Origin of the sequence: Coprococcus sp. RTP21281st1_F1_RTP21281_210402 (assembly GCF_040915325.1) — a bacterium.
GTDB lineage: Bacteria > Bacillota > Clostridia > Lachnospirales > Lachnospiraceae > Coprococcus > Coprococcus aceti.
Genome location: NZ_JBCPDQ010000004.1, coordinates 143,888 through 157,641, shown reverse-complemented (window position 1 = coordinate 157,641; position 13,754 = coordinate 143,888). Strand labels below are relative to the sequence as shown.

General features: G+C 43.6%; 9 protein-coding genes and 1 tRNA gene. 3 read left to right on the top strand and 7 right to left on the bottom strand.

Annotated features, from left to right (window positions below):
• Positions 1-14 precede the first annotated feature (14 nt).
• Positions 15-3,056: a glycoside hydrolase family 2 TIM barrel-domain containing protein gene (locus AB5150_RS06770; protein WP_055273146.1), complete on the bottom strand. Its 3,042-nt coding sequence runs from the start codon at positions 3,054-3,056 to the stop codon at positions 15-17.
• 360 nt (positions 3,057-3,416) lie between these two features.
• On the opposite strand from AB5150_RS06770, the gene AB5150_RS06765 reads away from it, so the two are divergent.
• Both AB5150_RS06765 and AB5150_RS06760 read left to right on the top strand, forming a co-directional pair.
• Complete coding sequence (locus tag AB5150_RS06765; RefSeq protein WP_055223073.1) at positions 3,417-4,283, top strand: AraC family transcriptional regulator; 867 nt, start codon at positions 3,417-3,419, stop codon at positions 4,281-4,283.
• Positions 4,238-4,513, top strand: a complete 276-nt coding sequence (locus tag AB5150_RS06760; protein WP_334291740.1) for an MATE family efflux transporter — start codon at positions 4,238-4,240, stop codon at positions 4,511-4,513. The genes AB5150_RS06765 and AB5150_RS06760 overlap by 46 nt, the downstream gene beginning before the upstream one ends.
• 53 nt (positions 4,514-4,566) lie before the next feature.
• On the opposite strand, the gene AB5150_RS06755 is transcribed toward AB5150_RS06760, so the two are convergent.
• Together AB5150_RS06755 and AB5150_RS06750 are read right to left on the bottom strand one after the other, a co-directional pair.
• A complete protein-coding gene (locus tag AB5150_RS06755; protein ID WP_055273148.1) occupies positions 4,567-6,378 on the bottom strand; it encodes an ABC transporter ATP-binding protein in 1,812 nt (603 codons plus the stop codon).
• Positions 6,356-7,312: a hypothetical protein gene (locus AB5150_RS06750; RefSeq protein ID WP_055273150.1), complete on the bottom strand. Its 957-nt coding sequence runs from the start codon at positions 7,310-7,312 to the stop codon at positions 6,356-6,358. The genes AB5150_RS06755 and AB5150_RS06750 overlap by 23 nt, the downstream gene beginning before the upstream one ends.
• A 133-nt stretch (positions 7,313-7,445) precedes the next feature.
• Between AB5150_RS06750 and AB5150_RS06745 the strand changes: the two genes are divergently transcribed.
• The gene (locus tag AB5150_RS06745; protein ID WP_055223067.1) at positions 7,446-8,342 is read left to right on the top strand and encodes an AraC family transcriptional regulator; all 897 of its coding nucleotides are present in this window, start codon (positions 7,446-7,448) and stop codon (positions 8,340-8,342) included.
• Between the two features lie 329 nt (positions 8,343-8,671).
• On the opposite strand, the gene lysS is transcribed toward AB5150_RS06745, so the two are convergent.
• The 4 genes from lysS to AB5150_RS06725 all read right to left on the bottom strand — a co-directional run bounded on the left by lysS (position 8,672) and on the right by AB5150_RS06725 (position 13,747).
• Positions 8,672-10,720, bottom strand: a complete 2,049-nt coding sequence (gene lysS, locus AB5150_RS06740; protein ID WP_055146672.1) for a lysine--tRNA ligase — start codon at positions 10,718-10,720, stop codon at positions 8,672-8,674.
• A gap of 6 nt (positions 10,721-10,726) precedes the next feature.
• Entirely contained in the window at positions 10,727-11,212 is a 486-nt protein-coding gene (gene greA / locus AB5150_RS06735; RefSeq protein ID WP_015533707.1) for a transcription elongation factor GreA, read from the bottom strand.
• A gap of 77 nt (positions 11,213-11,289) precedes the next feature.
• Positions 11,290-11,373 (bottom strand) — tRNA-Leu (locus AB5150_RS06730).
• Positions 11,374-11,551: 178 nt separating this feature from the next.
• Positions 11,552-13,747 carry a hypothetical protein gene (locus AB5150_RS06725; RefSeq protein WP_368291534.1) on the bottom strand — a complete coding sequence of 732 codons (2,196 nt, stop codon included), beginning with the start codon at positions 13,745-13,747 and terminating at the stop codon, positions 11,552-11,554.
• Positions 13,748-13,754: the final 7 nt, after the last annotated feature.

The following is a 13,754-nucleotide window of genomic DNA, read 5'->3' as shown; positions in this document are numbered from 1 at the left end:
AACGAGTTATATCATTATCCTTTCACATACGGAACCAGTGTAAACCGGAACCGGAATAATCTATCATCAAATCTGTATGCTTCTAACACGTCTGGTCCGCAGCTGTTAGAGCCTATTCCATTCTGTGCATAATCAAGACAGAATACCGTACTGTCCGATTCTATCAATTCATAGTTATGTGCCTTTTCTTCCAGCTCCTCCTGTGTATAGAAGGACGCATTGAATGAAAATGTATCTTCCTCTGCAACGGCAGTGATACCGTACTGGCTGTTGCCAAGCTCCACATAATCGCAGTCGTAGTGACTTCCGTTTTCCTGTGGGCGGACATAGTCCTCATGCATATCGGAAACCTTCAGACGATACAATCCGTGGCTTGCTGCTCTATGCTTGTCCCGGTAGCTTTCCTGCGGTCCCATACCGAAGAACCCTGCATCTGTAAGCTTCTTATCTAAGAACATCCGCACACCAAATCTTGGAAGATCCGGGAACTCCTCATCCTTTTTCACTGCGATATCCGCTCCAATTCTTCCGGCTGCGTCAATCGTCCAAGTGATTGTCACATCCATAATTTTCTGCACGGTTGCTGCCACGACCGAAGCCTGACTTGTCACAGTTACTCCGTGCTTTCCCTGAATCACCTCTGACTTGTATGCTCTTGTATAGGCTTCGTTGTAGTGGGCTTTCTTCCACTCTGCCTTGATATACATATCGTTATCCGTCGGTGCTCTCCAGATGTTCAGTTCCATCGGATGATTCATATATTCTCTGCCTGCAAATGTCAGGCTGTCAAAAAGTGCTGTCCGCTTGTTGACCGTATAGGAGAAATCCCGTCCCTTTATGATGATCTCTGTATCATTTTCCTGTACCTGAATACCGGTATTCGGCACTTCCTTTGTAAGCCAGCTTACTGCCTGCTGATTCTTTGCACCCTTACTGCTTACATCTATCTCATCAAAGCCTAAGACATACGCCTTGGAAAGAAGCGGGATGTCCTTCTTAAGCTTATAGAACAGCTTCAGATATACCTTCCCATTCTCCGGAATTGAAAGCTTTAAGGTTGTGCTTCCATCACAATGCGGTAAAATGGATACTTCGGAAAGCTTCCCCTTCCCGATTACAAGCCCATCCTGTGACAGCTCATAGGTAATCTCTGCATAATCCTTCAGATCATCAAAATCCATATAGTTGTGAAGCACTAATTCTCCACTTGCTGCATCATACGATACTACTCTTGCCGGGCGATATACATTCTTGTACTCCAAAAGTCCGGTGTGTATCCTTCTGTCCGGATATACCAGACCATCCATACAGAAGTTGCTGTCATGGATTACTTCGCCATGATCGCCGCCATAGGCATAGATCGTCTTGCCATTTTCGGCTACACCATGGGCGATTGCATGATCGCACCACTCCCATACGAAACCACCGCACATCTTATCCTCTGCCTGTATCATCTGGAAATAATCTTCAAAATCTCCGGGACCATTTCCCATACTGTGGCAGTATTCCACCAGAAGGAATGGTTTGCTGCCATCCTTTTCCAAATATTCCTCTATCTCAGTAAGTGCCGGATACATACGGCTGTATAAGTCAAGATTCCCGTAATCATAGGTTACATCGTAATTGCGGTATCTGGCACTCTCATACTGCGTGATACGTTCCGGATCAAATCCCTTTGTCCATGCCAGTGCCTTCTCAAAGTTGCAGCCATAAGCGCTTTCATTTCCCATAGACCACATCACGATACAAAACCGGTTCTTGTCACGCTCCACCATCAGCTTCACACGGTCAACAATCGCAGCTTCCCATACCGGATCATCTGCTATCTTCTCATTCCAACGCTTAAAGCGGTTGTAATCCGTATCCTCTTTTCGATACAGCATAAATGGTCCGTGTGCTTCGATATCTGCCTCGTCAATCACCATAAATCCATAGCGGTCGCACATTTCATAGAAAAATGGTGCATTTGGATAATGGCTGGAACGAATGGCATTGAAGTTGTGCTGCTTCATCAGGGTAAGGTCTGTCTTGATCTGCTCCATGCTAATTGTAAATCCGGTGACCGGATCGGAGTCATGGCGGTTCACACCACGGAATTTAATCTTCTGTCCATTTAAGTAGATTACCTGATTCTTGATCTCAATCTTGCGGAGTGCTATATGGTCTACGATTACCTCCTGCTCCGTCTCCAGAATAATCGTATACAGATACGGATTCTCTGTATTCCAGAGTGTATAATCTACAATCTCAAAAGTCGCTTCTCCACTCTCGGAAATAACACCCTCGGAAACAACTGCTCCATTCTTATCCTCGAGCTTTACCCGAACCTCTGTCGGCTCGTAAAATGCTGCTGTAAGATTTATCCTTGCAATGTCTGAATCTAATTGTGTTGTAATGCGATAATCACGGATTCCCTTTTCCGGACGTTTTAAGAGATACACATCACGGAAGATTCCGCTCATACGGAACTTGTCCTGATCTTCAAGGTACGAACCGTCGCACCACTTCATCACAAGCACGGAAATCCGGTTCTCTCCTTCCCGCAATACGTCTGTCACATCAAACTCACTGGTCATGTGGCTCACTTGACTGTAGCCTACATAGGTGCCGTTTAACCATACATAAAAGCAGCTATCCACACCTTCAAAGTTAAGATATGCCTTTGGTGCTGCAGCATCCTTTGCATAGTCAAAGGTATGCACATAAGCTCCACATGGAATATCCTGTGGCACATATGGCGGATCAAACGGAAATGGGTAACGGATATTTGTGTATTGGTGTGTATCATAACCTGCCATCTGCCATACACTCGGAACTTTGATCTCATCAAAGCCCTCAACCAAATAACCATCCTCATAAAAGGCATCCTTCATATCATAGATGCTGTCAAAATACTGAAACTTCCATGTACCATTCAATAGCTGCATTCTGTCTGACAGCTCTCTGTGCTCTACCAGGTCATCCATCCGCTTGGAAGCCGGCATGTAATAAGCTCTCGCCGGCATCGTATTGTCATGTAATACACTTAAGTCCTCATAGTAACGTGGCACGATCATAAATAATCCTCCTTCATTCATACAGTTTATACACTTTTTTGTTGCTTGTAACCCTGCAAACAGTTTTCTCCTTACTGTCTGCTTTTTTTCCTTCTCGCTTTTGTTAGATTTATATTACCTTAATCCATTTCTTATGTCTATAAACTAGAATGGACAAAATATGCACAAAATGATACAATAATCCCATCAAGCAGAAAAGTGGACGAACTGCTTGTAGCATCGGACACTTTTCTATTTGATGGGTAAACAGTCATAAGCACGCAGGACGATAGTCCGGAGTGCGCATGGCTGGCACGATTTCGAGAGTTCGAAGAACGAAGAAATCGTGATTATTGTATCGAGTGAAAGGAGTGCTGCCCTATGTACATGAACACCGGTTATTTGAAACATTCACATATGGATTTTAAGGATAAAAGCCGACCACTGATTGTCGGTAGCTGCGGAATCTATCGTTTGTCTGAGCACCCAAAGATGCCAACCTATCGCCCAAGAGGACGTGTTGATTTTCAGATTATATATATTGCAGCCGGATGCGGACATTTTCATTTTGATACTGTTGATAACGAAACAATTGTTCCCGCTGGTAACATTGTCATATTCCGTCCAAAAGAGCTTCAGAAATATGAATACTATGGGGAAGATAAGACAGAAGTCTACTGGATTCATTTTACTGGAAGTGATGTAAAAAATATCCTAAGAAAATATGGTTTCCCAGATAACGAGAGAATATTCCCGGTTGGTACATCCATGGAATATGAGCGTATATTTAAGAGAATTATTATAGAATTACAACGTTGTCAGGATAACTACGAAGAAATGCTCACATTATTGCTCCGTCATCTTCTGATCATATTCCAACGTGAGCTTACCAGAGAGCAAGTTTTAAAAAATGAATATCTCGACCACGAGATGGATACCGCCATGACATATTTTAACGAAAATTATAACCGTGATATCAATATAGAAGAGTATGCGACATCCAAGGGGATGAGCGTCAGTTGGTTCATACGAAGCTTCAAGAAGTTCACGGGTTCTACTCCTATGCAGTTTATTGTTGCGCTCCGTGTCAACAACGCACAGGTCTTGCTTGAGACAACCAACTATTCCATCAATGAAATATCTAAGATTGTAGGCTACGATAACCAGCTCTATTTCAGCCGATTATTTCATAAGCTGAAGGGATTTTCTCCGAGGGAATATCGGAAAACCAGAAAGTCGGAAATATAAAACTAAAGCCCATCTATAATAGGAATAACTACTATTATGGAGCTGTTGGTTCTGTAGGCATGATAAGTTTCTTATTTTTCTCATTATGTATGGGACTTTCCTCCGGCATAGGCGTAATCGTTTCTAAATGTTTTGGTGCAAAAAAAGAAGAAGAAGTGAAAACTGCGATTGCTAACTCCATATATGTGATGAGTGGAGGGTGCAGACATTTTCTTGGACTATATAAGTGACCAATCCAAGTCTATGTCTGTACTCTATAGGACTCAAATATCCTAATGATTTTTTACATTTTCTCCATCCGATAAAATGCGCCTTTTTTCTCTAGCAATTCTTCGTAAGAGCCACATTCCAGAACATTTCCTTTTTCAATCACAGCAATCCGGTCAGCATTGCGAATGGTAGACAGACGGTGGGCTACGATCAGTGTGGTACGTCCTTTCACAAGTTTCTGGATTGAATCCTGAATCTTCTTTTCAGAGATGCTGTCAAGCGCAGAAGTTGCCTCATCCAGAATCAGGATCTTCGGATTCCGTAAAAATGCACGGGCAATGGAGATGCGCTGCCGTTGTCCGCCGGAAAGATTTTCCCCATGTTCTGTGATCATCGTGTCCAGACCATCAGGCAGTTTCTGGACAACTTCTTCCAGGTTGGCTGCACGTATGACATTCCATAACTGTTCCTCGGAGATAGATTCAGATCCATAGGTGATATTCTCGCGGAGAGTTCCGGTGAAGAGAATGGACTGTTGTGGAACGACGGCAATCTGCTTTCGGTAGCTGTGCAGATCCAGTTCCATCAGGTCATTTCCATCAACCAATACCTGTCCGCTGTCAGCTTTCAGGAAACCGATGGCAAGATTGAGGATTGTTGTTTTTCCAGAGCCGGAACCACCGGCAAAGGCAACTGTTTCCCCCGGCTGAATCTTGAAGTTCAGATGACTTAATACTGGTTTTTCATTGCCTTTATAAGTAAAAGATACATCCTGAAATGTAATCTCACCTTTCAGATCAACTACTTTTTTCTTCCTACAGTTGTCCTCAATATCATTTGCACAAAGCACATCACCAATCGATTCAACGGATTCCAGGCCTTTCGCAATGATTGGCAGCAAAGTCACAATACTTGCAATCTGAGCGACGATGCTGGAAAAATAAGTCTGGTATAAGGTGATATCTCCGACACCGATGATTCCTTTCCATGCAATGTAGGCTGTAAATGCAAGACAGAATACCTGAAAGATCTGAAATGCAACCCAGCTGATTGAAGAAAAGTATGTCTGAATCATATCAAGCTGAAGCCCTTTTTCAGCAACTTTACGAAGCTGTTCACTCATTTTACGGGCTTCCTGATCTTCCAGAGCGTGAGCTTTAGTTACAGGAATCATTTCAACCATTTCCATTACTTTTGCAGAAGTTTCTTCCATTTCTTTACGGAAAGCACGGTTATGGTTTTTGATTTTTCCTTTAAAACCAACAATGATCAAAACAGAAACCGGTATCGTGCAGAGGAAGAAAAGAAATACGATCCGACTTTTGAAGATGACCACTCCGAAGGATACACCAATGTTCAGAATGATAGTCAAAAGAGAGATAAAAATCTGAGATGCAAGATTTTGTATCTGTTCTACATCTCGCATGATCTTCGACTGAAGCCTTCCGGACTGCATTTCCTTGTGATAGGTAATCGACAATTGCTGAAGCTTGCAGACTAGGGCTTCTCGCAGTTCTTTCTCTACTGTTCGTACCGTTTTAGCATAGAGCCAGGTATGGATGTAGTTGGTTGGTATGTTCTGTACCAGAAATGCAATCATAAGGATGGTATTCAGAATCAGAATTTTGGTAATATTCCCGTTGTGGTCTGTCACTGCATTGATAATATTAGCTGTGACGATTGGAAGAACCCAGGTTGGGGAATGCTTGATAATGAAAAAGAAAATGGAACCAACCAGCGCGCCATAGTGTCCCTTGAAAAGAGAAAGAAGCGTGCGCAGGTTATTTTTTCTGTTCCGGCTGAAGATGTGCATCATGGCAGCTTCTTCCTGCCAGAGATCCTGTTCTGAAGTTTGTTGTATGTTATTTTCTTGTGTCTCTCCCATAGTAGTCTTTAATAACCTCCTGTATCGGTTTGTTGCAGATTTCGTAGCTGGTATCTCTTGATGCAATACTTCTGGACGGGAGAACCGGAGCCCATTCCCACATGGCAAAACCATTGACCCATGAGCGCTTTGCACAGGCCTCAAACATAGCACGATACCAGTCTGGCTGTTCCTCCAGACGTAAATCTCCCTGAATTGCCCAGTTGTTAGGCACCAGTGAGGATCCTTTTCTGGACATGCATCCTGCTTCGGCGAAGAAAAATGGTTTCTTGAATTTCTGAACGACTTTTTCAATACGGTCAAGTTCCTGTTCCCACTGATCAATCGGATAATATCCGCTGGAAGAAATCATGTCGACACAGTCCCACCAGGTTACATTTTCTTCCTGATATTTATCGGTATTATAGGAAACAGGTCCGTGGTAATAGTTTCGGATCGCAGCGATTACGTTTCTCCATTCTTCACTGCGGTGTTCCGTCATTACCATCTCACATCCTGCAATAAAAAGATCACATTGTTCGGCTTCTGCAATTTTGGCATAGTGTGTCTGGAATTCTGTGTAAGAGGCAAACCAGTTTTCCCATTTCGGTTCACACGGAACATCTTTTTCAAAGAAACTGATGTAAGCACGCCAGACACCATTTTTACAATTAACGGTAGGTTTCAAGGCAACACGGATGCGCTTGCTTTTTGCATAGCGGATCATATTGATTAATTCTTCATCTGAGAATGTGGCACTGGAAGTGTAACAAATCTCTTCTGAGTGTGCGTGGTCCTGTAGCCCTACAGGAGCAAGGATTATGAAATCAGCAGCAGTGTGTTCTATCATATAATCAAAACTGTCACGGGCAGTCTGTGTAGAAAGAGAACCACGTTTGTGAAATGGGGCAAATGTAATTCCTTTAATATATCCAAGTTGATTTTGAATTTTCATTTTGGTAAAAACCTCCTGTCTTTCGAATTATATAATTTCTGAATATTTTCTGCTGGGAGTATATCATGTAGAAAAAAGATATGATATAATGAATCTATTATAAAATTGTAAAAATCTATGATGGAGATAATCTGTGAAACCTTATTTTGAATGTTTAGACAAATTAAACAAACCATATGAAGCCTTTTTATTTGATGCACAGACATCTGAGATGTTCCCAATTCTTCCACATTGGCATTATTTTGTGGAGATTCTTTACATGGTGGAGGGAAAGGCGTATGTAGAGGCAGGAGAAGAGAATTATGTATTGGAACCGGGAGATCTGATCGTATTTTATCCACAGATGGCTCATGCAATTTATTCAACAGGACAGCTTCCAATCCGTTACTATGTCCTGAAATTCGATCCGGCACATCTGAATATATCCGGTTCGGCACTTCCATCGATTTCGAGTCTGATCGCCATGGCCGCAGTGGAGCAGAAGCTATCGGTTTATTTTTCGAAAGAGAAATTTAATCAGGAAAAAATGAAGCAGCTGATTCAGGGATCAGTGAAGACGTTAGAAGAAAAGCAATTTGGTTATGACATTATTATGCATTCGAATTATTGTCTTCTTATGGCAGAAATTCTTCGTGTCTGGAAGCAGGAAGGCTTTCAGATAAAAAAAAGGAAAAAGGAAACTGTATTAAGCGAAAAATTTACAGAGGTATCTGAGTACATTTCACAGCACTACCAGGAAGATCTCTCGGTGGCGGAGCTGGCAGAAAAATTTCATATGAGTTATTCGTATTTTGCCGCAATATTCAAGGAGTACTATGGACAGACCTGCAAGGAGATGATTCTCACGGTAAGACTGCAAAAAGCGGAGGACTTATTGCAATTCACAGATTTTGACCTAACTTATATCAGCCAGGAGACAGGATTTTGTGACTGCAGCCATTTTATCAAGGCGTTTAAACAGAAGTATGGAGTGACACCGAGGAAGTATAGGATGAAGGAGAAAAGTTTTGATTTTGTATCACGGAAGTAAAGAAATTGCAGAGGGATTATTACCTTCGTTTGCACCAAGATATACCTTAATATTCATATTTTTCCTCTTTTCAAAAATGGGCAATTCCAATTGGAATTGCCCATTCATCGTACTAATCATGCAATTTTTTCTTACTTACACCGATTTCTGCATCAAATGATGTAATTTTGATGTAAATCGCTGTTTTTCATTTTTATCAAATGAAGTATGTCCCGTCTATTTGGTAAAACGGTACATCTTTACATCACGTCGACTGACGTCTCCGTGTGTTTTTCACCTTATGTCGGTGTTCGCAAGCGCACACCGCCGCAAGGCTCAGTTTTCTCATCTTAATAGAGCTTAGCACCTGCCGGAATATGGTTGTCAACCATCAGAAGGTGAAGCTTCTCCTCGCCCTCTTCCTCATGGATAGCTGAAAGAAGCATACCGCATGAATCGATTCCCATCATCTTTCTAGGTGGAAGGTTTGTTATTGCAATAAGTGTCTTGCCGACTAACTCCTCTGGCTCATAGAATGCATGGATTCCTGAGAGGATGGTTCTGTCTGTGCCTGTGCCGTCATCCAGTGTGAACTGAAGGAGCTTCTTGCTCTTTGGCACTGCTGAACATTCCTTAACCTTTACCGCTCTGAAGTCTGATCTTGAAAATGTCTCGAAATCAACCTCATCAGCAAAAAGTGGCTCTATATCTACCTTGGAGAAATCGATCTTCTCGTTTGGTGTGAAGAATCCGTTGTTGTCACCGGCTGTCTCAGATACTGAATCAGAATCTGAACCACCCTCACTCTTCATAGTCGGGAACAGAAGAACATCTCTGATCGCCTGTGAATCTGTAAGGAGCATAACCAGTCTGTCTATACCATAACCGATACCGCCTGTTGGAGGCATACCGATCTCAAGCGCATTGAGGAAATCCTCATCTGTGTGCTCAGCCTCGTCATCTCCGGCTGCGGCATTCGCATCCTGAGCGGCAAATCTCTCACGCTGATCGATAGGATCGTTCAGCTCTGAGTAAGCGTTACACATCTCCCATGTGTTGATGAAGAGCTCGAAACGCTCAACCTTTGTAGGGTCTGAAGGCTTCTTCTTCGTAAGTGGTGAGATCTCGATCGGATGATCCATGATGAATGTAGGCTGGATCAGCTTCTCCTCACAGAACTCCTCGAAGAACAGGTTCACGATGTCGCCCTTCTTGTGGCGCTCCTCGTACTCTACGTGATGCTCGTCAGCGATCTTCTTCGCCTCAGCGTCATCAGCAACCTGGTCAAAATCAACACCTGTATATTTCTTGATAGCGTCAACCATAGTCAGACGCTCAAATGGCTTGCCAAAGTCGATCTCGATTCCGTTGTATGAGATCTTGGTGCTTCCACATACCTTCTCTGCGAGGTAACGGAACATGGACTCTGTGAGCTCCATCATACCATAGTAATCTGTGTATGCCTGGTACAGCTCCATCAGAGTGAACTCAGGGTTGTGACGTGTGTCAACACCCTCGTTACGGAATACTCGTCCGATCTCGTATACTCTCTCAAGACCGCCGACGATAAGTCTCTTCAGGTAGAGCTCAAGTGATATACGGAGCTTTACATCCTCATTGAGTGCATTGTAATGTGTCTCAAATGGTCTGGCTGCGGCACCACCGGCATTGCTGACCAGCATAGGTGTCTCAACCTCCATGAAGTCACGTCCTGCCAGGAAGTTACGGATCTCCTTTAATATCTGTGATCTCTTGATAAATACTTCCTTGCTGTCCTGGTTCATGATGAGATCCACATATCTCTGACGATATCTCATATCTGTATCTGTCAGTCCGTGGAACTTCTCAGGAAGGATCTGGAGTGACTTAGAGAGAAGTGTGATCTCCTCTGCATGTATGGATATCTCACCAGTCTTTGTTCTGAATGCATATCCCTTAACTCCATATATATCACCGATATCTGACTTCTTGAAGTCAGCGTATGACTCCTCACCGATCTGATCTCTTGCAACATACACCTGAATGTTGCCCTTAAGATCCTGAATGTTACAGAAAGAAGCCTTACCCATGACACGCTTGAACATCATACGTCCTGCGATGCTCACATTGATAGGTGAAGCATCCATGATGGCTCTTCTCTCATTGTAATCGTTGTTTAAAACTTCTCTCTTCTCTGCCTCTTCAAGGTCCTCAACTGAAGGTGTCTGTCTACCAGCCAGAAGCTCTGCCTCATGTGCTGTGTACATCTCCTTCACATCTGCACTGTGCTGCTGCACATCATACTTTGTTATGACAAATGGATCCTTGCCTGCCGCCTGAAGGTCTGCCAGCTTCTCGCGGCGCACCATCTGCAGCTTATTAAGATCCTGATCTTTTCCCTTGTTATTCTGCTCTGCCATCTTCTCTTACAGCTCCTGTCTCTTAATATCAAGTACCCTGTACTTAAACTCTCCGTCCGGTGCCTCCACCAGAACCTCCTCGCCAACCTTTGCACCCTTGAGTGCCATTCCAACAGGTGACTCATCTGAGATCTTGTTGTTCATGATATCCGCCTGTGATGAACCAACGATATCGTACTCGATCTTCTCATCGAACTCGTAGTCATATACAACTACCTTACATCCGATACCTACAACTCCTGTATCGACCTCATCTTCGTCGACTACTTCTATATTCTTGAGCATGGCCTCAAGCTGCTCGATTCTTGCCTCGATGTCTCTCTGCTCGTCCTTGGCTGCATCGTACTCTGCATTCTCTGACAGATCTCCCTGTTCTCTGGCCTCTTTGATCTTAGCTGCGATCTCTCTACGTTTATTAACCTTCAGATTCTGAAGCTCTTCCTCTATCTTCTTGAGACCTGAATAAGTAACCACATTCTTCTTCTCTGCCATTGCCGCACATACCTCCTAAATATCATAAATTATTGACTCCACAGCTCAGCATTTCCGCATACTATGGTATAAAAAAATGCGGAAGATGGGACTTGAACCCACACGGTATTGCTACCACAGGCACCTGAAGCCTGCGCGTCTGCCAATTCCGCCACTTCCGCATGTTCACAACGAACGTTAATATAATATACTGTTTGCATTGGTATGTCAACCACTTTTTTTGCATTTCCGCAAGCATTTTCCCATAAAAAAGGAAAAACATATATACCACATTTCCATGCATGTATATATGTTTTCCCGCAAATATATCTACTGCTTGTTATTACCTAACATATGCCATTACTTTTTGCTCTTGGCACTGGCGGTCTTGGAGTATGCTGACTGAGCAGCACATCCACCGTCGTTAACTGCCACTGCAGCGACCTTGTAATAGTATGTCTTGCCCTTTGCAGCCTTCTTGTCTGTAAAGCTGCATGATGATGTTGTACCGATCTTAGAGTACTTACCATTCTTCTTTGTTGCGCGATATACTACGTAGTTCTTCGCTCCTGTAACGCTACTCCACTTTACTGTGATCTTCTTGGCTCCGGTGTTAGATGCACCTGACATCTTTGGTGTACCTACAGCATGTGTATACACTGCCTTATACTGCTTTGCAGCTTCATAGTCAATGCTGCAGTTAACCCCGCTGACAATTGTCGATGGCTGTATAAAATATGTATACTCAAGCTTGGTCGTGAGCTTGCGGTCACTAAAGTTTGTTGACGTTGTCTGTCCCAGCCACTGGGTTGTGCCGAGAACAGGGTTCATTCTGTATACTGTGTAAGAATCTGCACCAGGCACCGCTGACCATGTAACTCTGACCTCGGATGTGGACTTTCTCACAGCCTTTACATTCTTAGCAAGAGGGATATAGTTGACGCTGACGGATGTCATCTCGCCCTGCTTCTTACCCTTGTATGGCACTACGTATGCAGAGTAATACTTAATACCCTTACTGCTGCTTCCTGTATTCTTGAACTTGTATGTATTTCTGGCTGCAGATTTGATCACTGCAACCTGCTCAAGCTTATTTGTGTAGTTATTTCTCGCAAATATCTTGTAGCCTGAAGCTCCCCAGACTCTGTTCCACTTGAGATTGGTGTATATCGTCAGGTTTTTCTTGTCTTTGCTTGCAGATACCGTGGATGAGACAGCCTCGAGCTCTCTCACGCTCTCTGTGTATCCGGTCTGGAGCCATTTGTATGTCACGTTCTCACAAATGACCTTTCCGCCTGAAACACTCTGGCTCTTAAGCTTGAATGAATACTCAGCGCCAGATGCAAGTCCCTTGATGGTGCATGATGTTCCCTTTGTCGCAACAGCTCTCTTATATCTGTCTCCCGATATATCGGATCTCATATACCAGACTTCATACATATTTGCTCCGGCTGCCTTATCCCATGTGAGCTTTACTGAGCTCTTTGTGTTCTGAACCGCTGTGAGCTCTGTGGTACCCATGAGTATCTTTACGCCGCGGACCTCACTTGCAGTTCCCTTTGAAACCGCTCTGGTAGAGGCATCATAATACTTTGGAACTACCTTGTAGTAGTATGTCTTTCCAGCCTTAACTGTTGTATCTGTATACTCCGGTGTGTATATCGTCTTTATCTTCTTAAAGCCCTTTGTCTTTGAAGTTGAACGGTACAGATCGAACTGGTTAGCAGCGCCGTAATCGCTTACCGTTATATCAGCACCCTTTGCGCCTCTATCGACTGAAAGCTCCGCTGTTCCAAGCCTGCAGTCCACCTTTGCAACGGCTGATGTCTCTACAACCCTGGATGTCTTATTGTATGAGTCAGTTCCGGTTACTATCTTCGCCATATAGTAATAGGTATTTCCTACTTTTACATTATCATCATAATACCTCACTTCAGAAGCTCCATACATGTAACCGACGCCTGACAAAATCTTCGTAAAGCCTCCTGATGGCTTTGTGGATCTGTACACCTCATACCAGATATCATTCTGTACGTAGCTGTCAAATGGGAACGACACAGATACTCCACCTAATTCTCTATATCCGGTATCTCCCGTAGAATATGATACGTATTCTGAAGGCTTCCTGCTGCGGCTGAACTTAGGTGCTTCAAAATATATCTTTCCCGACTCCTGCGACACCGTCTGTCCATTGTCATCACTGACTACCAGCTTAAACTGATATGTCGCACCGGCAACTCCTCTGAATTCCGTATCCACATGCCAGCTTCCGTCATAGTCACTGCCTGTCCACGAGTCATACCATGCTCCATTTACATAGAGAACAGCCTCTGTTCCATATCCCAAAGCGCTTATATGTACAGAACCGCTGCTTACGGTATCCTGACCTCCTACACTAAAATATGTTATGGATGCTTCTTCAGCAAACGCCACCTCAGCCTGAGCGGACTGTACATCTGCACTGCCGTCTGCTGCCATTGCTGGCAATGCCTCACCAAACACCATGGTTGAAGCAAGCGCCACGCATAAAGCTTTCTTTATCAATCTATTCTTCATAGTTTAC

Coding starts and splice junctions, on each gene's coding strand:
- AB5150_RS06755 (WP_055273148.1), bottom strand. CDS start 6,378: ATGGGAGAGACACAAGAAAATAACATACAACAAACTTCAGAACAGGAT.
- greA (WP_015533707.1), bottom strand. CDS start 11,212: ATGGCAGAGAAGAAGAATGTGGTTACTTATTCAGGTCTCAAGAAGATA.
- AB5150_RS06770 (WP_055273146.1), bottom strand. CDS start 3,056: ATGATCGTGCCACGTTACTATGAGGACTTAAGTGTATTACATGACAAT.
- lysS (WP_055146672.1), bottom strand. CDS start 10,720: ATGGCAGAGCAGAATAACAAGGGAAAAGATCAGGATCTTAATAAGCTG.
- AB5150_RS06725 (WP_368291534.1), bottom strand. CDS start 13,747: ATGAAGAATAGATTGATAAAGAAAGCTTTATGCGTGGCGCTTGCTTCA.
- AB5150_RS06750 (WP_055273150.1), bottom strand. CDS start 7,312: ATGAAAATTCAAAATCAACTTGGATATATTAAAGGAATTACATTTGCC.
- AB5150_RS06765 (WP_055223073.1), top strand. CDS start 3,417: ATGTACATGAACACCGGTTATTTGAAACATTCACATATGGATTTTAAG.